Source organism: Streptomyces sp. NPDC087906 (assembly GCF_055584925.1).
Window position 1 is genome coordinate 202,684 of record NZ_JBVJLC010000005.1, and the last position, 19,959, is coordinate 222,642.

At 70.5% G+C, this 19,959-nt stretch carries 13 protein-coding genes; 5 read left to right on the plus strand and 8 right to left on the minus strand.

The window, feature by feature from the left end; all coding sequences use genetic code 11:
• The first annotated feature begins 46 nt into the window (after positions 1–46).
• The 3 genes from ACZ63I_RS17075 (at position 47) to ACZ63I_RS17085 (ending at position 3,358) form a co-directional block, all read left to right on the plus strand.
• Positions 47–1,801 carry a sensor histidine kinase gene (locus ACZ63I_RS17075; protein WP_469339402.1) on the plus strand — a complete coding sequence of 585 codons (1,755 nt, stop codon included), beginning with the start codon at positions 47–49 and terminating at the stop codon, positions 1,799–1,801.
• 163 nt (positions 1,802–1,964) lie between these two features.
• The gene (locus ACZ63I_RS17080) at positions 1,965–2,588 is read left to right on the plus strand and encodes a hypothetical protein (protein WP_469339404.1); all 624 of its coding nucleotides are present in this window, start codon (positions 1,965–1,967) and stop codon (positions 2,586–2,588) included.
• Positions 2,589–2,650: 62 nt separating this feature from the next.
• The gene (locus ACZ63I_RS17085) at positions 2,651–3,358 is read left to right on the plus strand and encodes a response regulator (RefSeq protein WP_469339406.1); all 708 of its coding nucleotides are present in this window, start codon (positions 2,651–2,653) and stop codon (positions 3,356–3,358) included.
• Between the two features lie 66 nt (positions 3,359–3,424).
• On the opposite strand, the gene ACZ63I_RS17090 is transcribed toward ACZ63I_RS17085, so the two are convergent.
• From ACZ63I_RS17090 to ACZ63I_RS17120, 7 genes are all read right to left on the minus strand, one after another.
• Positions 3,425–6,949, minus strand: a complete 3,525-nt coding sequence (locus ACZ63I_RS17090; protein WP_469339407.1) for a discoidin domain-containing protein — start codon at positions 6,947–6,949, stop codon at positions 3,425–3,427.
• A gap of 232 nt (positions 6,950–7,181) precedes the next feature.
• On the minus strand, positions 7,182–9,326 hold the full coding sequence (locus ACZ63I_RS17095; protein ID WP_469339409.1) for a glycoside hydrolase family 36 protein: 2,145 nt from the start codon (positions 9,324–9,326) through the stop codon (positions 7,182–7,184).
• Positions 9,327–9,358: 32 nt separating this feature from the next.
• A complete protein-coding gene (locus tag ACZ63I_RS17100) occupies positions 9,359–10,924 on the minus strand; it encodes a glycosyl hydrolase (RefSeq protein WP_469339410.1) in 1,566 nt (521 codons plus the stop codon).
• 26 nt (positions 10,925–10,950) lie between these two features.
• The gene (locus ACZ63I_RS17105) at positions 10,951–12,141 is read right to left on the minus strand and encodes a glycosyl hydrolase (protein ID WP_469339411.1); all 1,191 of its coding nucleotides are present in this window, start codon (positions 12,139–12,141) and stop codon (positions 10,951–10,953) included.
• A 35-nt stretch (positions 12,142–12,176) separates the two neighbouring features.
• Positions 12,177–13,067, minus strand: a complete 891-nt coding sequence (locus ACZ63I_RS17110) for a carbohydrate ABC transporter permease (protein ID WP_469339413.1) — start codon at positions 13,065–13,067, stop codon at positions 12,177–12,179.
• Positions 13,068–13,931: an ABC transporter permease gene (locus tag ACZ63I_RS17115; protein ID WP_469339415.1), complete on the minus strand. Its 864-nt coding sequence runs from the start codon at positions 13,929–13,931 to the stop codon at positions 13,068–13,070. It lies immediately after the preceding gene.
• Between the two features lie 140 nt (positions 13,932–14,071).
• Positions 14,072–15,778, minus strand: coding sequence for an extracellular solute-binding protein (locus ACZ63I_RS17120; RefSeq protein WP_469339417.1), 1,707 nt, complete (start codon positions 15,776–15,778; stop codon positions 14,072–14,074).
• A gap of 258 nt (positions 15,779–16,036) precedes the next feature.
• On the opposite strand from ACZ63I_RS17120, the gene ACZ63I_RS17125 reads away from it, so the two are divergent.
• Positions 16,037–17,116: a LacI family DNA-binding transcriptional regulator gene (locus ACZ63I_RS17125; protein WP_469339418.1), complete on the plus strand. Its 1,080-nt coding sequence runs from the start codon at positions 16,037–16,039 to the stop codon at positions 17,114–17,116.
• 31 nt (positions 17,117–17,147) lie between these two features.
• Complete coding sequence (locus ACZ63I_RS17130) at positions 17,148–18,758, plus strand: FAD-dependent oxidoreductase (protein WP_469339420.1); 1,611 nt, start codon at positions 17,148–17,150, stop codon at positions 18,756–18,758.
• A 182-nt stretch (positions 18,759–18,940) separates the two neighbouring features.
• On the opposite strand, the gene ACZ63I_RS17135 is transcribed toward ACZ63I_RS17130, so the two are convergent.
• Positions 18,941–19,912 carry a quinone oxidoreductase family protein gene (locus ACZ63I_RS17135; RefSeq protein WP_469339422.1) on the minus strand — a complete coding sequence of 324 codons (972 nt, stop codon included), beginning with the start codon at positions 19,910–19,912 and terminating at the stop codon, positions 18,941–18,943.
• Between the last annotated feature and the right edge of the window lie 47 nt (positions 19,913–19,959).

Consider the following 19,959-nt stretch of genomic DNA (forward strand, 5'->3'; position numbering starts at 1 on the left):
CGCATCATGCCTACAGGCTCGATCCCGACGGTGTGGAGGCTCCTTGATGGCGGACGCGGGCGGTACGGCGGCCGGTGCGGCGGAAGAACGGATACCCCGGCTGCGGCTCGACGAGCTGCTGGAGGAGCTGCAGGTCCGCATCAACGCCGTGCGCGGCACCCGGGACCGGGTGCACAGCCTGCTGGAGGCGGTCCTGTCCGTCGGGCGGGAGCTGGATCTGGCCCAGGTGCTGCGGGACATCGTCGAGGCGGCTGTGGTGCTGGTCGACGCCCAGTACGGCGCCCTGGGGGTGATCGGCGAGGAGCAGAGCCTGTCGGAGTTCATCACCGTGGGCATCGACGACGAGCGGCGGGCCAGGATCGGGGAGCTGCCCAGCGGCCACGGCCTGCTCGGCGAGCTGATCCGGCATCCCGTACCGCTGCGGCTGGCCGAGCTGGCCCACCACGAGTCGTCGTCCGGCTTCCCGCCGAACCATCCCCCGATGCGTTCGTTCCTCGGGGTGCCGATCCGGGTGCGTGACGAGGTCTTCGGGAATCTGTATCTCACGGAGAAGCGCAGCGCCAGGGAGTTCGACGCCGAGGACAAGTCGGTGCTGCGGACCCTGGCCGTGGCCGCCGGTGTGGCCATCGAGAACGCGCGGCTCTACGAGGCCGCGCGCAGCAGGGAGTTGTGGCTGTCGGCGAGTTCGGAGGTCACGAGCAGGCTGCTGTCGGGCGCGCCGCGCGCGCAGGTGCTTGAGCTGATCGTCGAGCGGGCGCGGGAGATCCTCTCCGCCGACGCGGGCATGGTCGCCGTGCCCGTCGAAGGCGGCGGTGGCCTGCGGACGGAACTGGCCGTGGGGCTCGACGCGTCGGCGCACGACGGCCTGTCGGGCAGCGGCCCGGCCACCGGGGAGGACGACTTCGTCGGGGCGGCGTTCGCCGGCACGGGACCGGTCGTGAGCAAGGACATCGCCGCCGATCCGCGGGTCAGGGGCGCTGCGGCCCGCTGGGCGGGGCTGGGTCCGGCGATGGCGGTGCCGCTGGGTACGGGGGCGGGCGTCCGGGGGGTGCTGGTGCTGGCCCGCGACGCTGGGCGCCCGGCGTTCGGGGCCGCGCAGTCCGCTCCGCTGCTCGGCTTCGCCGGACAGGCGGCGCTCGCGATGGAACTGGCCGAGCGGCGCAGCGACACCGAGCAGATCACCCTGCTGGAGGACCGCGACCGGATCGCGCGCGACCTGCACGACCTGGCGATCCAGCGGCTGTTCGCGACCGGTATGACGTTGCAGAGCGCCCAGAAGTTCGTCCAGCACCCGGAGGTCGCCGAGCGACTCGAACGTGCGGTGAACGATCTCGACGAGACCATCAAGATCATCAGGTCGACCATCTTCGGGCTGCGCGCGCACGAGCCGGGCCGATCGGGGGACGGCGTACGGAGCCGGCTCGCCGTCGTGGTGGAGCGGGCGGCGGTCTCGCTGGGCTTTCCGCCGGCGCTGCGGCTGGAGGGGCTGATCGAGACGGAGGTCTCGCCCACGGTCGCGGACCATATGATCGCGGTGCTGGTCGAGGCGTTGAGCAATGTGGCCCGGCATGCGCGGGCGCGGTCCGTCGACGTCCGTCTCACCGTCGCGGCGGGGATGTTGACGCTGAGCGTCACCGACGACGGGGTGGGCGTGGCCTCCGGAGCCGGCGCGGCGCGCGGCGGGCTGAAGAACATCGAGCAGCGGGCAACGGCGCTCGGCGGGACCTTCGTCCGGGACACCCCGGCCGGTGGCGGTACGCGTCTGGTGTGGCGGGTACCGGTACGGGGTGGTGCGTCCTGAGCGCGGAGCCGGTGGCGCCGGTCCCGACCGGGCTGCCGGAAAGGGCCGTTCGGCCCTCCTGCCGGAGCCGAAGAGCCGATGCGCCGGCGGGGGCGCCGGAGGAGATTGAGGACACGGACCCGAACTCCCCGCAGCACGCAAGCCCTTGAAAGGGATGTATCTCATGGCAGTTCACGAAAGCCCTCGGCCCGCAGGATTGCGCCTTCCCTCGGCGCGCAGGCACACGGCGGACACGACGACCGCAGCCGACCGGCCGCAGGCGATGTCGTGGGCGCTCGCCCGTACCGCCGCGGGTGCCCGCATCCTGCTCGGCTTCGTCTTCCTCTGGGCGTTCTTCGACAAGCTCTTCGGCTGGGGGTACGCGACGCCGTCCGCCGGCGCCTGGATCGACGGAGGCTCGCCCACCAAGGGCTTCCTCGGCGGCGTCTCGGCCGGACCGCTCCAGTCGGCCTTCCACGCGTGGGCGGGCCAGCCCTGGGCCGACTGGCTGTTCATGCTGGGCATGCTCGGCCTCGGTGTCGCCCTCACGTCCGGTGTCGCGCTGCGTATCACCGCCGTCGCCGGGACCGTGATGATGGCGCTCATGTGGGCGGCGGAATGGCCCCCGGCCAAGCACCTGGCGGACGGCTCACCCAGCATGTCGTCCAACCCGCTCGTCGACTACCACGTCATGTTCGCCGCGCTCATGATCGTCTTCGCGGTGGCGGCGGCGGGCCGCACCTGGGGGCTCGGCAAGGTCTGGCAGGAGCTGCCGTTCGTCCGTGACAACAGCCGCTGGCTGGTCTGACGCACCGCAGGTCCCCGCAAGCAGTCCCCCGAAGTACTCCCCAAGCACCGCGAAGGACGGCCATGACATCAGACGCACCGCAGGATCCCGTCCGGGTGTTCCTGCTCGACGATCATGAGGTCGTCCGGCGCGGCGTACGCGACCTGCTCGGCGCCGAGCCCGGTATCGAGGTCGTGGGCGAGGCGGGCAGCAGGGAGCAGGCCCTGGCCAGGGGGCCGGCGCTGCGCCCCGACGTGGCCGTGCTGGACGTGCGGCTACCGGACGGGAACGGGATCACGGTCTGCCGCGAACTGCGCTCCATGATGCCGGAGCTGGTGTGTCTGATGCTGACGTCGTTCGACGACGACGATGCGCTGCTGGACGCGATCATGGCGGGCGCCGCCGGATACGTACTGAAGGAGATCAAGGGCTCCGACCTGGTCACGGCGGTACGCACCGTCGCTTCGGGCCGGTCGATGCTCGACCCCGCGACCACCGCCCGGCTGATGAGCAGCATTCGCGGCGAAGCGGGGCCCGCGCAGTCCGAGTTCGCCGTGCTGGCCGAACTCACCCCGCGGGAGCGGGAGATCCTGGGGCTGATCGGCGAAGGGCTCACCAACGCCCAGATAGGCAAACGGCTTTATCTCTCCGAGAAGACGGTCAAGAACAACGTCTCCCGGCTGCTGGCGAAGCTCGGTGTCGAGCGGCGCATCCAGGCCGCCGTACTCGCCACCGCCGCCGACGGACCGGCGTCCGGTACGCGCACACGTGGCACGTACCGGACGCCGTAGGCGGGGCTGGTTCGCAGGGAGGGCTGGTTCGCAGCGCTGGTTCGCAGCGCTAGTGCGCAGCCCGGGTCAGTTCCAGGAGGTCAGTCCGGCGCCGTACGGGTAGAGCGGATTCCCGTACGTCGTCGGAACGGTTTGGCCCGCCTCTATCTTGGCGCGGATATCGGTGCGTTCAGCGGCTGTCGCCCCGAGGTCGTACGGCAGGTCCCAGCTCTCGTTGGCGTCCGCCAGGGTGTCGGCGCCGCCGGGCTTGAGCACCTGGTCGACGCTTCTGGGCATCTGCCAGGGCAGCTTGCCCCGCGGGGTGTAGTCGCCGAAGAGCAGGCTCGCCGTGGCAGGGCCGACCTCTTCACCGCCCCGGTAGGTGACCACGATGGCGTCCGCCACGTCGTTCCAGTCGCTCATGACGATGGGTCTCGGCAGCGTCAGCACGACCACCACCGGAATGCCCTGGGCCTTGAAGTTCTTGATCAGGGCGAGTTGGTCGGCGGGCAGATAGGGCTGGGTGTTGAGCCATGAGGTGGCGTGGGTGTAGGACGGCTCCCCCACCGCGACCACGGCCAGTTTCGGCGCGGGCCCGGTGTCCTGGTAGACGTTGACACCCGCTTTCGCCGCTCTGGCCTTGATGGCGTCCAGGGTGTTCAACGAGCCGTACTCCTGGTGGAAGTAGCTGGACCAGATGCAGCACGACGCGCCGTCGGTCGCCCTCGGTCCCGCGACGACGATGTTGTCTCCGGCGTTGAGCTTGACCGGCAGTACGCCGTTGTTCTTCAGGAGCGTGTTGGACTCGCGGGACGCCTGGTTGGCGAGCGCCGTGTAGCTCGGCTGGTGGAAGCGGTAGGGACCGTTCACCGGATCGCCGTACGGGTGCTCGAAGATGCCCAGTTGGAACTTGAGCGTGAGGATCCGGGTCACCGCGTCGTTGATCCTGGCGAGCGGCACCTGGGACTCGAAGCTCGCCATGGTGAAGTCAGCGGCGCCCGGGTCGGCGCCGCCCATCACGTCGGAGCCCGCGTTGGCCGCGTTGATCCAGTTGCCCGGCGGCAGCCAGTCCGTGGTGATCAGACCGGTGTAGCCGAGGTTCTGGCGCAGATACGCGAGGATCTTCGCGCTGTCGCCCGCGCCGGGGCCGCCCGGGTCGAGGAACGAACTCCCCGCGTAGCCGGGCATGATGTTGACGGCGCCCGCGTCCATCGCCGCACGGAACGGGATCATGTGGTACTTGATCGTCACCCCGTCGTAGACGATGCCGGCCTCGCCGCCCGCGCCTTCGCCGGGCCAGTGCTTGACCGTGGCGAGGACCGAACCGGGGTTCAGCTCGGGACCGCCCTGCAGACCCGCGACCAGGGCGCGGAGTTGGGCAGCGGCGACGTCGGCGTTCTCGCCGCCGCCCTCCTGGATGCGCGGGTAGATCACCTTCGTGCCGACCTCGGCGAGCGGCGAGAGCGTGCCGCGCGCGCCGACCTCCAGCTCCTCCTTGCGCTGCATGTCGCCGAGTTGGTAGTCGAGCGGATAGTCCTTGCCCGCCGCCAGGGCGCTCTGGAGCGGATACGTCGTCTGGTAGCCGGCGGTCGTGTCACCGGCGGAGACGGGCGGGATGCCGAGCCGGGTGGCCGCCGTCGACAGCAGGATGTTGTGCAGGTCGGCGGGCTGGGCGGGGCCGAAGTGCCAGCCGGACTGCGGGAACGTCTGGACGTTGTAGAACATTTGGTACGCCTTCTCCTCCAGCGTCATCCTGCCGAGGAGATCGTCGACCCGGGTGGCGACCGGCTGCCGCCAGTCCTCGTACGGCTCGACGGTGCCGTTCTTGTTCAGGTCGCGCGCGCCGTTGACGATGCCGACACCGTCGTCCGTCTTCTCGACGTCGGGCAGATAGACGCTGAACGAGCGGATGTTGGAGGTGGTCTTGGTACCGGAGCCGCTCACCGCGACGACGAACCACTTGTACGTCCAGCGGTCGGTGATGTCCCAGCTCGGCGTGTAGCTGGTGCCGGTGGGTTCGGCGACCTTGGTGTAGAGGTCGAGCAGCTTGCCGGACGCGGCGAAGTCGTAGTCGGTGCGGCTGATGTTGAGCCACACCTCGTAGTGGGCCGCGCCGCCGACGGCCGCCCAGGAGAGCGCTGGCCTGCGGGTGTTGGTCACCATCGCCTTGTCCGCCGGTGCGGACAGTGCGAACTGGTTGAGCGTGGCCGGTGCCTTGGTGGGCGCCGAGAGCAGCGGCGGGGTGGCGGTCGAGGTGTCGACCGTGCCGTAGACCTGGAACTCCCACAGGGAGTAGCCGTAGGCGGTCGCGCGGGCCGTGCCGTTGAACCGCACGTACCGGCCCTGTCCGGTGACCGGCAGTCTCTCGATGCCGCCCTTGCCCGTGGTGGTGGTGTAGATGGGGGTCCAGTTGGTGCCGTCGTCGGACACGTCGATGTGGTACCCGGTGCCGTACGCGGTCTCCCAGTTGACCACGATGCCGCTGATGGTTCCCCTGCCGCCGAGGTCGACCTGGAGCCACTGGTTGTCGCTGATCGCGCTGGACCAGCGGGTGGTGGTCCTGCCGTCGAGCGCGGCGGCCGGCGCGTTGCCGCCCTCGGAGGAGGATGCGGACACCGGCTTGTACGCGGAGATGACGGACCCGGAGAAGTCGCCGTCGTCACCGCCGGGGCCGCTGCCGGGTCCTGTGGTGTGCACGCTGAAGTCCCACAGGGAGTAGCCGTACGCGGTGGCGCGCGCGGTGCCGTTGACGCGCACGTAGCGGCCGGAGCCGCTCACGGCGAGGGTCTGCTTGCCGCCCGCGCCGGTGGTCGTGGTGTACACCGGCGTCCAGGTCGTGCCGTTGTCGGAGACCTGGATCTGGAAGCTTGTGGCGTACGCGGCTTCCCAGTTGAGGACGACCTCGCAGACGGTGGCGGTGGCGCCGAGGTCGACCTGGATCCACTGCGGGTCGCCGGGCGCGCTGGACCAGCGGGTGCCGGCGTTGCCGTCCACGGCGGCGGAGGCGGGGGTGCCGCCGTTCTCCGTCGAGGACGCGGTCGCCGGGTGGTTGAGGGCGGCGTCGGCCGTACCGCAGTCACCGGCCGAGGGGCCGCTGCCGCCGGAGCCGTAGACCTGGAACTCCCAGAGGGAGTAGCCGTATCCGGTGCCGCGCGCGGTGGCGTACAGCCGGACGTAGCGCCCGGAGCCGTGTGCGGTGAGCGTCTGCTTGCCGCCGGGTCCAGTCGTGGTGGTGTAGATGTCGGTCCAGTCGGTGCCGTTGCCGGACACCTGGATCTTGAACGACTTGGCGTAGGCGGCTTCCCAGTTGAGGGAGACGGACGTGATGTCGGCGGTGGCGCCGAGGTCGACCTGGATCCACTGCGGATCGGTGGCCGCGCTGGACCAGCGGGTGCCCGCGTCACCGTCCACGGCGGCGGAGGCGGGGGTGCCGGCGTTCTCCGTGGACGAGGCGGTGGCGGTCTTGCCTTGCGAGAGGAGGGTGTCGGCGGCCTGGGCCGTACCGGCGGTGGTGCCGACGGCGCCGCCGGTCGCGAGTGCCATGGCGAGGGCCATCGCGACCAGCGGTCTGCGCCGCCGGACGGAGCGGAGTAAACGGGACAAGCGGCTCATGTGCATCTCCATGGGCGGTGTGATGCCTGACCGCCCGTGAGACCGTCGCCGCGCTCTGTCCCGTCCGTTCCCGCACGGGCGCACGACAACGGCGTCACGGGCAGCCGCGGGTGGCTCCGGACCCTGTTCCCACAGTCCGGAGAAATGTCGGAGAGCGCTCTCTCGGGAGTTTCTTCTAATGACTGACCACTGTCAATCCCTGTGTCGACGAGCCTGTTGAGCCGCGCCCCGCTCAGCCGCGCGCGGGACGGACGAGCCAGCAGGCCGTCGCGGTGAAGGCGGCCGGTGGTAGCCAGTGCAGGGCTCCGTCGCGGAGTTCGGGGGGCGGGCCCGAGGTGACTGCGGTATCGAGGGTGAAGGCGGGGCCCGGTGGCAGGGGTACGCGGACGGGGGTGGCCGGCGGCCGGCCGAAGGCGTGCAGGACCGCGAGGACGCCGTCGCCTTCCGCGGTCGGCCGGACGAGCGCCTGCCACCCTTCGGGGCGGCGGTAGCCGGCGACGGGCGGTCCGTGGCGGTGCCAGCGGCCGGAGGCGAGCGCGGGGCGCGCCCGCTCGTAGAGTTCGAGGGCGCCCGCCACCAACTGCCACTGCTCGGGGCCGAGTTCGAGGAAGTCACCGGACAGGCAGAGCCTGCCGAGCAGCCCGGAGGCCAGCTTGTAGACCAGGGTGGAATCGCTGTCGCCGGTGCGGGGGACGGCCCAGACCAGTGAACGGGCGCCGGGCAGCAGCCGGTTGGTGTCGGCTGCGACGATCGGCAGGTGGTCGCTCTCCATCGCGTCGGAGAAGGAGGCGACGTCGCTGACGGACAGGGTGGCGGGCTCCAGGCGGTGGCCGCCGGACGCGCAGTGCTCGATCACCACGTCGGGCAGGCGCTCGCGCAGCCGGGCGTAGAAGTCGAGGGTGGCGGCGACCTGTTGGCGCAGGCCCTCGCCGACGGACTCGGCGCCGTCGCAGCCCGCGCCGAGCGGCTCGTTGTAGTCGATCTTCAGATAGCCGATGCCGTGGTCCGTGACGAGGGTGGTGATCCGGCCGAGCAGCAGCTCGGCCGTCTCGGGGCGGCGCAGGTCCCAGAAGCGGCGGCGTCCCGCGGTGACGGGCACACCGTCGCGGTGGAGCAGATGGTCGGTGAGCGAAAATGCGGTGGACTCCTCGTCGCAGGTCTCGGCCTCGACCCACAGTCCGAGCACCAGACCGTGGTCGCGTACCGCCTTCGCGGTGGCGGCGAGTCCGGCGGGGAACGCCGCCTGCTTGATCTCCGTCCAGTCGCCGTGGCCGCCGTCGTACCAGCCGGCGTCGGCCACCAGATATCTGACACAGGTGCCGGTCAGCCGCTCGGCCGTGGCCACCAGCCTGTCGTGGGTGGGACGACCCCAGGTGGTGGCGAACTCGTTCACCTGCGCGGGCAGTTCGCGTTCGGCTCCGCGGTCGTGCGGGCTGTGCGCGTCCTGCATCGCGACCAGCCGTTGGAAGCAGCCGTCGGCGGCCGAGGCGACGTCCTCCGGGGCCGCGGCGGTCGTCGTGGCCGGAGGAGTCGCTGCGGTCAGCCAGGCGCGCGGGGCGGTGAAGCCGTCGCCGGGGGCGAGGGCCTTGCGCCAGTGTCCGAAGTCGCCGTCGGCCAGACCACCGGCGACCGACAGCGCGCCGCCGTGCCGGAAGAGCTCGATCTGCCACGAGCCGGGCCAGCAGAGCTGCGCGCCCCGCACGGTGCCGGTCGCGCGGTCCTCGACGACGACGCTCGGCGCGAAGCCGCGTACCGGCATGGTGCCGAGCTGGCCGAACCGCTCGACGCCGAGCGCCTCGCGCGGCCAGCCCTCCAGATGCAGCTCCCGCAGGGTCTGGCTGACCAACTGCCCCTCGCTGGACCAGCCGCTGCGCAGCCGGTGCACGACGACATCGCCGGGTTCGCTCCCTTCGAGGTCGGCGGCGGCGCCGTCCAGGCAGAAGCTGCTGAGGAGTTGGAGGGTGAGCGGACGGTCGGTGCCGTTGACCACGCCGGTCTCGATCTCGACACACGACTCCCCCTGGCGCCAGCGCAGCACATGGGTGGCGCGTATCCCGTCCGGGGTGGCGAGTTCCACCGTGGCGGTGGTGGTGTCCGCGTGGACGTTCCTATGGTGCCCGGTCAGGGCGAGTTGCCGGGTCGTGGAGCGGTTGCGCAGTGTGACGCCGTCGGACCACTGCTCCACCGAGCGGTCGCCGGTGACCGAGAGCTGCACCAGCGGCGCCGTACCGGGCTCGGGCCGCCGCTCGTCGGCGGGTGCGGCGGGACCGGCGGGGGGAGCGGCGGCGGGGGCCAGCGTGAAGCCGACGGCGCCGGTTGCCTCGTCGTGGTCGTAGCGCGCGGTCATGTCGCCGCAGGGGACGGAGAACAGGTGCACGGTGGCCCCTTCCGATCGTCGGGACTCGCAGGTCAGAAGCGGCGGGGAGCGAAGCCGACGGTGTCCAGGTTCACGTACTCCCAGATACCGGCGGACACCGTCCGGTCGTCGTCCGGGTCGATCTGGACGGTGACGGTCGCACCGGCCGGGATCTCCACCGGTACGGTCACCATGGCGTATTCGGTGGGCAACGTGCGGTCGACGGCGGGCAGTTCGACATGGGCGACGGCCTTCGTGCCGTCGATGTAGAGGGACAGGTAGATGTCGCCGTTGACCGGGGTCTGGTAGCGCAGCATGAGCGAGGCGGCGGCCGGCACGTCGGCGTACGACACCGCGGGTGCGACCGGCGCGCCCGAGCGGATGAGGGAGGCGAGCATCCGGTCCTTCGCCCAGGGGTTCCCGTACGGCCGGGCCCTGGTACCGGCCGGCTGGGTGAACGTACCGCTGTGCGCTGCCCGTAGGGCGGTGCCGGGCGGAAAGGCGGTGGGTCCTGCCGCACCGGACGGGTGGACGGTGCCCGACGTGACGCGCCGTGGGCGGGGCAGCCGGCCGGACGGGTTCCAGAGGCGCTGGAATTCGGCGGACGCCTCGGGAAAGAGGTAGGTGTCGTACAGGTCGTGGTTGCCGTCGCTGGCGTACACGTTGAAGTACACGTTCCAGGCGACGTCGTTGGCGTTGAGCCAGTCGTACATCTGCCGGATGAAGTACGCGTTGTCGTTGCCGCCGTGCCCGGCGTTCTGCTGCCAGACGCCCCATTCGGGGACGGCGAGTCGTTTGCCGTGGTCGGCGGCGAGCCGCTGGATCTTGTCGATGCCCCAGTCGGGGTCGGTGCGCAGGTCCTGCCAGGCCCGCTCGCGCAGTTGCGCGGTCGGCGGGACGGTCGGGCTGTAGACGTTCCAGTCCTGGTCGTAGATGTCGATGCCGACGAGGTCGACGTACGGGTCGCCGGGATAGCAGGCGGCGAGGTCGACGCCGGACTGGCCGGGGACGGGGTTCCAGACGAAGGTGAAGTGCCCGCCGGGAACCGACCGGACGGCGGTGGCGAACTGCCGGAAAGCGGCGGCGAAGTCGCGCTCGCCCGCCCGCACTCCGTCGGGGTGGTTCAGGGGCGACCAGGGGTACCAGTTGCCGTTGAACTCGTGGCCGAAGCGGAGGACCGCGTTGTCCATGCCGGCCTGGACGAGGTTGGCGGCCAGCTCGGCGTAGTGGGTGTTGTACGTTCCCGCCGCGGCCTGGCCCAAGTCGCCCTGGCCGTCGGGGAACGGGTAGGCGGCCCACACCATCCGCCGTGCCCATGGGGTGTCCTGCCAGTACGACAGCCGTTCCGCGCCGGTCAGGGCCGCCCAACTGTCCCTGAGCAGGAAGTCCTCGGCGTAGTGGACCGGGCTGTTGATCCATTCGGCGAAGTCGCCGATCTGGCCGGGCTGCCGGTCCCAGTGGTAGACACCGATCCTGCGGGCCGACACATCGGTGTGCCCGTGCGGCCCGGTGCGCGGCGCGGCGAGCGCCTCGGACGGCAGCATGCCGGAGAGCGCGGTGAGTCCGGTGGTCGCGCCGGCCAGTGCGATGAACCGCCGCCGGTTGAGCGATCTCGTCACGATCAGTCCTTTCGGTAGCCGGTGGGTCAGGCGCCGGTGCCGCTGAACAGCTCCAGGTACTTCGCTGCGGAGTTCGGGAACTCGGTCGTCACCGGGTTGCCGTCGGGATCGACGCCCGGTGACAACTGGTGTGCGCCGTCGGATGCGTTGACGTCGAAGTACGACGCGTACGGGACGTTCGCCGCCACCAGGAAGTCGTGCATGTTCTGCACGAACGCGGGGTTGTCCAGGCCGCCGTGGGTGTCGCTGCGGTCGCAGACGCCCCACTCCGGGACGACCAGATACTTGCCGTGGCTGTCGGCGTAGGTCTTCCAGTAGGCCAGGCCGTGGTCGCCGCCGTAGATGTCGTTCGTCCAGGCGGTCTGCTGGGCGGCGGCGATCTGGGCGGCGGTCGAACCGGCGGGCCACGGATAGGTGTTGGCCGCCCATGACTGGTCGTAGACGTCGAGCCCGATGAAGTCCACGTAGGAGTCGCCGGGGTAGAGCTGGTCGGCGGGAATCTGCTGGTAGCCGATGGTGGGGTTCCAGATGAAGCGGAAGTCCGAGCCCGCCACCCCGCGCATCGATCCCACGATGGCCTGGAAGAAGGTCGCCCAGTGCGCGCTGTCGGAGGACGCCCGCCACGCGTACCAGCCGCCGTTGAACTCCCAGCCGATCCGCAGCCAGGCGCTGCCGAGTCCGGCGGCGACGAGGGATTCGCCGAGGGTGCGGAAGTAGCCGTCGTAGTCGCCCGCCGCACCGGCGGCGAGCGACACGGCCTGCCCCGCGCCGGTGCCCTTGGTCGGGCCGCTGAGGTCCCAGGGGCCCGGCAGCATGGGCACGGACAGGACGAGGTTGCGGCCGGCCCGCGCGCCGACCCACTTGCCCCACACGGGCAGTTCCCAGGTGGGGTTCATGATGTTGTCCCAGGTGTCGGTGGCCATGAAGTCCAGCGCCCATACGTCGGGTTCGCCGATCCAGGTGGCGTACGCGTCGACCTTGGCGGGTGCGTCGGGGGCGCCCCAGCGGTAGACGCCCAGATGCGGGACGCCGACGCGGGCGGCCGGGCGGGTCGCCGCCCCTGCGGGTGCTGACAGCATGCCGGTGGCGGCGAGTGACACCCCTGCGGCCAGACCGAGCGCGGCGCGCCTGCTGATCGGACGGGCGGCGGCTGCGGACGCGGCTGCGGCTCCGGCTGCGGCTGCGGAATGGGTGTGGGGGGAGGATGCGTCGTTCATCGTTCTCGGCCCTTTCTCGTACGGGAGGGGGACGGTCAGCCCTTGACGGCGCCGGTGAGGACGCCCTTCGTGAAGTACCGCTGCGCGAAGGGGTACACGGCGAGGATGGGGACGGTGGCGATGACCACCACGGCCATCTGGACGGTCTGCGACGGCGGCCTGGCCTGCTGCACGTCGGTGACCGTGGAGAGCTGGCCGCCTTGCAGCACGTACTCGTTGAGCACCTGGGACATCGGCCACTTGGTGCTGTCGTTGAGGTAGAGCATCGCGTTGAAGAAGTTGTTCCAGTACCCGACGGCGTAGAACAGCGCGATCACCGCGATCACCGCCTTGGAGAGCGGCAGGACGATCCGCAGCAGGATGCGCAGTTCGCCGGCTCCGTCGATCCGGGCTGACTCCATGAGTTCGGCCGGGATCTCCATGAAGAAGTTGCGCACCACGACGAGGTTGAAGGCGCTGACCATGCCGGGGAGCATCAACGACCAGTAGGAGTCGACGAGTCCGAGATTCCTGATCAGCAGGTACTGCGGGATGATCCCGGCGCCGAACAGCATCGTGACCAGGATCAGATAGAGCGCGACCTTCGACCCGGGCACGTCCTTGGTGCGGGACAGGCCGTAGGCGGTGGTCACGGTGAACAGCACCGACAGTGCCGTACCTCCGGCGGTCACCCCGATGGACACCAGCAGCGCGCGGGTCACCACGTTGCCGGAGAAGATGCTGCGGTAGGCGTCGAGCGAGAAGGCGGTCGGCAGCAGCCCGCCCGAGTTGGCGGCCGCCGGGGTGGCGAAGCTGGAGGCGACCACGTACACGAACGGGTAGAGCATCACCGTGACGATCGCCGCGATGACCACGGCCTTCATCAACTGGGTGAGCGGGGAGGGCTGTTCCATCCACACCGGGCGTTCGGTCCTGTTGCTGCTCATCTAGAAGACCCCTGCCGTTCCGAACCGTTTGGCGGTCTTGTTGGCGGCGACGACCAGGGCCGTACCGACCACGCCCTTGAAGATGCCGGCGGCGGTGGCGAGCCCCCAGTTCCCGCCGAGCACACCGTTGTAGTAGACGAAGGTGTCGACGACCTGGGCCGCGTCGTTGCCGACCGCGTTCTGCTGGAGGATGATCTGCTCGAAGCCGACGGAGAGCACATCGCCGATCCGCAGGATCAGCAGCAGTGCGATCACATTGGCGATGCCGGGCAGGGTGATGTGCCAGGTGCGCCGCCAGGGTCCCGCGCCGTCCACGACGGCCGCCTCGTACAGATCGGTATTGATGTTGGAGATCGCGGCGAAGAAGATGATCGTGCCCCAGCCGGTCTCCTTCCAGATCACCTGGGCGGTCAGCAGCCCTTTGAAGGTGCCGGCGTCGGTCATCAGATGCGACGTGCTCATCCCGATGTGCGAGACGAGCTGGTCGACGCCGCCGGTGTCACCGAGCACGTTCTGCCAGATCGAGATCACGATCACCCAGCCGATGAAGTGCGGCAGGTAGACGATCGACTGGACCAGCCGCTTGACGCGCGGCGAGATCAGGCTGTTGAGCAGCAGGGCGAGCGCGATCGGCGCGGGGAAGGCGAAGACCACCTGGAGCAGGCTGATGAGCAGGGTGTTCCTGATGGCGGTGATGGCCTGCTGGTCGGAGAAGAGGGCCTGGAAGTTGTCGAGGCCCACCCAGGGCGAGCCCTGGAAGCCGAGGAAGGGCGAGTAGTTCTGGAAGGCGGCGACGTTCCCCAGCAGGGGGACGTAGGCGAACACGACGAAGAACAGCACGCCCGGCAGGAGGAAGACGTACATCCATCGCTCACGCCAGATCCGCTTGTGCAACGGCCTTCTGCGAGGCGGCGGTCGGCCGGCCGGCCGCTCGGTGGTGGGGACGGGCGCGGGCCTGGCGCGGGCCGGCCGGTCGGTGCTGTGCAGGGTCACCGTCCGCCGCCCTACCGGCTCTTGGCCAGGGACTGCTGGAACTCCCCGCGGATCGCGTCGCCGCCCTGGCTCGCCCACCGGCCGCGTAGTTCTTTGAGCGCGCTGACCGGCTTGCGTCCGGTGACGATGCCGACGAAGGCGTCGTTGAGGTTCTGTTGCAGCGCCGGGCCCTTGGCGACCGAGGACTGCGAGATCAGGTTGACGGTGGGATCGGCGATGGTCCGCGGGATGAGCTTCTCGGCCTGCTTCTGCGCGGTGACCGACTTGTTGGGCGGCCCGGGGAGGTAGAGCACGGTCTCGGTCGGCTCGCAGAAGTACTGCCCCGCCAGCTCGGCGAGGCGGCCGGTGTTGGTGGACTTGACCGGGGCGCCGTGCGCCATGTCGTAGTTCCAGCCCTCGATGCCGTAGGTGAGGAAGGTGTTCTCCTCACTGCCGAAGGGCGCGCCGAGGTAGTTGAGGATGCGCAGCAGCTCCTTGACGCGCTCCTTGCCCTTGCCGGAGTTGCCGACCTTGGCGGGGATCGCGAACATCCCGAAGATGCCGCTGGACTGGTAGAGCGAGGCGACGCCGCCGTCGTGGCCCGGCGGGATGAGCGGCCCGAGGTCCGTGGACCAGTCCCGCACACCGGCGATCTGCGGCACGGAGCGTACGTAAGTGGTGTTCAGCGCGGCGCCCGACATGCCTATCTTGCCGGCGTTCCACAACGCCATCTGCTGGTCGTAGGTGTTGGCGGCGGCGTTGGGGTGGAAGGCACCGGCCTTCCACAGTTTGACGATGTACTCGGTGGCGGCCTCGAACTCGTCGGTCTCGACGTCCTTGGTGAGGCTGCCGTCCTTCTCCAGGCGCCAGTTGTTGGGGACGCCGAACATGTTGAGGATCGGGACCGACTGCCAGTAGACCTGGAGCGACGACAGCGCCCAGGTGTCCTTCTTGCCGTTGCCGTTGGGGTCGCTCCCGGTGAATCCGGTGAGCAGGGCGAAGAGTTCGTCGGCGTCCGCGGGCTGCTGCCGCATGCCGAGCTTCCGCATCCAGTCCAGCCGCAGGGTGGGGATGCCGCTCTGCAGCAGCGGGGTCGGCCGCGGCACGCCGTAGATACGGCCCTGGATCGAGGCGTTCTTCCAGGCGTAGGACGGGAACAGCGCCAGGTTGGGGTAGTCGCGGATCGCGTCGCCCGAGACGTACTCGGTCAGGTCGGTGAAGGCGCCCTGGAGCACCGACTGCGCTGCGGCGGGGGCCTGTCCGGTGGCGGTGTTGAGGTAGAAGAGGTCGGGGATGTCGCCGCCCGCGATGACGGTCGCGGTCTTCTGCGCGAGGTCGGCGGGGTTGACCAGGGTCGGTTTGACGTGCACGCCGAGCCGCTTGTCCAGCTCGCCGGCCCAGCGGTTGTCCGCCGGCGGCGGCGGTGTGTAGGTGATCTGGAACGTCGTCACCGTGCCGCCGCTGCCAGGCTTCTCGGTGACGGTCTTGTACGGCGCGGGGTAGCGGGTGAACGCGGCCGGTACGTCGGCGACGCTGCTGAGCACCTGCCCGGCGACCGGCTTCGGGTTCAGCCGCGTCGGCAGTTCGAGGCTTTTGACATCGCCTTTCGGTACGGCGTTCGTACCGCCGCCGGAACAGGCGGCGAGGGCGGCCATTCCCACCGCCGCGCCCGTCATGCCCAGTACCCGGCGTCTGCTGACGCCTTCCAGATCACGCCGGTCCGGTCCCGGTCCGCTCACTGCTGTCACCTCTTCCCGAAGGGGTTCGAACGTCGGCAGCGCGGGTGATGATGCGCTACATCAACGGCGGGCCTCAAAGTATGAGCCAGGCCACACAGGTGTCAACAGATGTGTACGATGACGTAACACTTCACTGAACCAGCAGCACGCTTGACCGGCCGTAACGGAATCCGTCGACCTCTGATATTGCGCAATATCATGTGAGAGAGTGTCCACGACCCGAGCAGTCTCGGCCGACCAGGGAGAGAGTCGTCGTCCATGGGAAACCCCCGATCGTCGCGCAGACCGACCCAGGCCGATGTCGCCCGCCTCGCCGCGGTGTCGCCCTCGGTGGTCTCCGCCGTGGTCAACGGCCGGCACGACGGCGCGGTGCGCGCCAGCGAGCAGACCGCGCAGCGCGTGTGGGACGCGGTCCGCACGCTCGGCTACACCCCGAACCTGGCGGCCCGCAGCCTGGCCGGCGGCCGCAACAACATCGTCGGTGTGTTCACGTACGAAGCGGTGTTCCCCACCGACCGGCTGAGCTTCTTCCACGACTCGCTGATCGGCATCGAAGAGGCCGCCGAGGAACTCGACTGCCATCTCCTGCTGTTCACCGGTTCGCGCGGGCGCGGACAGGACGACGGCAAGCGGCGCCGGTCGATCTACAAGGACGGTGTGAACACCCTCCAGGTCACCGACGGCGCCGTCCTGCTGGGCCAGGACGAGGACCGCGAGGAGCTGGCCGCGCTCGTCGACTCGGGCTTTCCTTTCGTCTACATCGGCCGCCGCGAGCTGAGTTCGGGCGAGATGTCGTACGTGACGGCCGACTACACGAGCGCCACCCGCGCCATGGTCGAGCGCTGCGCGGGGCTCGGCCACCGCCGGCTGGCCCTGCTGCGCAGCGCGGTCGCCTCCGAGGCCGTACTGGAGCGCGAGGCCGGGTACTTCGAAGCGTGCCGCTCCGACGCCCGCGTCGAGTCGGGCGCCGTCCACCTGGTGGACCCCGAAGGGGTCGGCACGGAATTGCTGGCGACGCTCGTCGACCAGGGCGTGACATGCGTGGTGACCGACGACTCGGACCACGCGGCAAGTGTGCGCGCCGGGGCGGGGCTGCTGGGTCTCCGGGTGCCGCAGGACCTGTCGGTGGTGGCGCTCGGCGACTTCGCGGGGAGCCGCCCGGACGACCCGACGATCACCTCGCTGCTCACCCCGCGCGAGGAGATGGGCGGGCAGGCGGTACGGCTGCTGGCCGACCTGCTCGCCAGGCCGCAGGACCAGACGCCCCGCAGGGCCGTCGCCGCCTGCGGTGTCCGCACAGGGGAGACCCTCCAGCCGCCGCCCGCCCGCCGATCCTGATGACCGCCCGCCGATCCTGATGAGGAGTGCCATGCGCGAAGACCGATGCGACGTCCTGGTGGTCGGCGGCGGACTCGGCGGTGTCGCCGCCGCGCTCGCCGCGGCCCGCCGGGGGTACGGAGTCGTCCTGACGGAGGCAACCGACTGGATCGGCGGCCAGCTCACCACCCAGGGGGTGCCGCCCGACGAGCACCCGTGGATCGAGGAGTTCGGCTGTACGAGCGGGTACCGCGCGCTGCGCGACGGCATTCGCGCTTACTACCGCCGCAACTACCCGCTGACCGCGACCGCCGCCGCCGACCCCCGGTTCAACCCGGGCAACGGGCGGGTCAGCCGGATCTGCCACGAGCCGCGGGTGGCCGTCGCGGTGCTGGAGGAGATGCTCGCCCCCTACCGGGCCGCGCGCCGTGTCCGGCTGCTGACCCGGCACGAGCCGGTGGCGGTGGGCCGGGACGGCGACCGGATCACCTCGGTGTCGCTCAGGGACGCCACGGGCGAGGTCGTCGAGATCGCCGCCGCGTACACCGTGGACGCCACGGAACTGGGCGAGTTGCTGGAACTCGGCGCGGTCGAGCATGTCACCGGAGCCGAGTCGGCGGCGGAGACCGGGGAGCCGCACGCGCTGGACGGCGAGGCGGAGCCGCTGGACCAGCAGGCGGTGAGCTGGTGCTTCGCGCTTGAGCACCGGCCCGGCGAGGAGCATGTGATCGACCGCCCGCGCGATTACGCCTTCTGGCGCGACCACCGGGCCGACTTCTGGCCGGGTCCCCAGCTCAACTGGGCCGAGATCAACCCCTGGGACCTGACCGAGCACCGCCGGGCGCTGTTCGAGGACTCCAGCGGCCGGCCCGACGGCTTCGGCCTGTGGGACTTCCGGCGCATCCTGGCCCGCGCCAACTTCGCCGAGTCCGCCGGGCTGGGTGATGTCACGCTCGTCAACTGGGCCCATATCGACTACTGGTTGGGCCCGGTCGTCGGCGTACAGCCCGAGGAGCGCGAACGGCATCTGGCAGCGGCGCGCCAGCTCAGCCGGTCCTTCCTGTACTGGATGCAGACCGAGGCGCCCAGGGCCGACGGCGGCACGGGCTATCCGGGGCTGCGGCTGCGCCCGGACGTCCTCGGCACCCCCGACGGGCTGGCGAAGGCTCCGTACGTACGTGAATCACGGCGCATCCAGGCCGAGTTCACCGTCACCGAGAACCACGTCGGCGCGCGGGCCCGCGAACCGCTCGTGGGCGCCGAGGCGTTCGCCGACACCGTCGGCATCGGCTCGTACCGCATCGACCTGCATCCCAGCACCGGCGGCAAGCGCGGCCCGCGCACCTTCGTCGACATCGAGACCTGGCCGTTCCAGATCCCGCTGGGCGCCCTGCTGCCGGTCCGGGTCGACAACCTGCTGCCGGCCGCGAAGAACATCGGCACCACCCACATCACCAACGGCTGCTACCGGCTGCACCCCATCGAGTGGAACATCGGCGAGGTGGCCGGCACCCTGGCGGCCCACTGCCTCGACACCGGGCTGATACCGCGTCAGATACGTGCGCGGGCGGACCGGTTGGCCGAGTTCCAGCGGCTGCTGGCCGCGGACGGGGTGGAGTTGGCGTGGCCGCGGGAGGTCAGGGGTCTGAAGCAGTACTACTGACCGGCCGGACGAGCGGTCCCCGGCCAACCTGGCCCTCATGGCCGGAGGCGGCGGCGGGGACCCGCCGCCAGGGACCTGGGCCGGCGCGTCGGCCGGGACCGCAGCCGGCTGTCGCACCAGCTCCGCCGCATGGAGCAGCGCGAACTGATCGACCACGAGGCAGACACGGATCGGGCGTGACGTCAGCGCCCGGTGTCCAGCAGCAGTTTGCCGGTGGTGGCCCGCGACGCGATGTCGGCGTGCGCCTGCCGCGCCTCGCCGAGCGGGTAGCGGCGGCTGATGTCGATGTGCAGCTCCCCGTCCCGGATCTTGTCGAACAGGTCCGCGGAGTGCTTCAGCAGCAGCTCCCGGGTGGGGATGTGGTCCGCGTACACGGCGTAGCTGAGCCGGATGCTCTTCGGCAGGTCGAACAGGTTCACCGTGGGGACGTCGCCGATCAGCGGCCCGTACCAGACGTGCGTGCCGACCCGGCGCAGGACGTCGAGCGACGGCTGGAAGGTGCTGGCGCCGCCCCCGTCGAAGACGGCGTGCACGCCTTCGCCGCCCGTCAGCCCGTTCACCCGGTCGGCGAAGTCGCCGCCCGACGAGATCAGCACCTCGTCGGCGCCCGCGGCCTTCGCTACCGGGACCTTCTCCTCGCGGGAGACCAGGCCGATCACCCGGACCCCGCGCAGCTTGAGCAACTGCACGACCGCCCGCCCGACGCCGCCGGCCGCCGCGTGCACGAGCGCCGTGTCGCCCGCGTTCAGCGGGGCGACCTCGTGGACGAAGTGGTGCGCGGTGAGGCCCTGCATCATCGTCGCGGCCGCGATATCGGTGCGGATGCCGTCCGGCAGCGGGACGGCGTTCGCGACCGGTACGACCAGGCGTTCGGCGTAACTCCCCCAGACGTAGACCCAGGCCACCCGGTCGCCGACGGCGAACTCCGTGACTCCCGCACCGAGGGCGGCGACCCGGCCGGCCCCCTCGACACCGGGGATGAAGGGGAGACGGCCGTGCGAGGCGCCCCGGCCGGCGGCCGCGGTGTCCATGAAGTTGACGCCGGCGTATGCGACATCGACCAGCACCTCACCGGGGCCGGGCACCGGGTCGGGCCACTCCCCCAGCTCCAGCTCGTCGGGTCCGCCGAGTTGTTCCACCACGATCGCACGCATATGCGGCACCTCCACTTGTCAGGTTTCTCAGCACTGCCACCGAACGT

Bases quoted from the DNA above. Each gene is read 5' to 3' on its own strand.
- ACZ63I_RS17075 (WP_469339402.1), top strand. From the start codon at position 47: ATGGCGGACGCGGGCGGTACGGCGGCCGGTGCGGCGGAAGAACGGATA.
- ACZ63I_RS17080 (WP_469339404.1), top strand. From the start codon at position 1,965: ATGGCAGTTCACGAAAGCCCTCGGCCCGCAGGATTGCGCCTTCCCTCG.
- ACZ63I_RS17085 (WP_469339406.1), top strand. From the start codon at position 2,651: ATGACATCAGACGCACCGCAGGATCCCGTCCGGGTGTTCCTGCTCGAC.
- ACZ63I_RS17090 (WP_469339407.1), bottom strand. From the start codon at position 6,949: ATGAGCCGCTTGTCCCGTTTACTCCGCTCCGTCCGGCGGCGCAGACCG.
- ACZ63I_RS17105 (WP_469339411.1), bottom strand. From the start codon at position 12,141: ATGAACGACGCATCCTCCCCCCACACCCATTCCGCAGCCGCAGCCGGA.
- ACZ63I_RS17110 (WP_469339413.1), bottom strand. From the start codon at position 13,067: ATGAGCAGCAACAGGACCGAACGCCCGGTGTGGATGGAACAGCCCTCC.
- ACZ63I_RS17115 (WP_469339415.1), bottom strand. From the start codon at position 13,931: ATGTACGTCTTCCTCCTGCCGGGCGTGCTGTTCTTCGTCGTGTTCGCC.
- ACZ63I_RS17125 (WP_469339418.1), top strand. From the start codon at position 16,037: ATGGGAAACCCCCGATCGTCGCGCAGACCGACCCAGGCCGATGTCGCC.
- ACZ63I_RS17130 (WP_469339420.1), top strand. From the start codon at position 17,148: ATGCGCGAAGACCGATGCGACGTCCTGGTGGTCGGCGGCGGACTCGGC.
- ACZ63I_RS17135 (WP_469339422.1), bottom strand. From the start codon at position 19,912: ATGCGTGCGATCGTGGTGGAACAACTCGGCGGACCCGACGAGCTGGAG.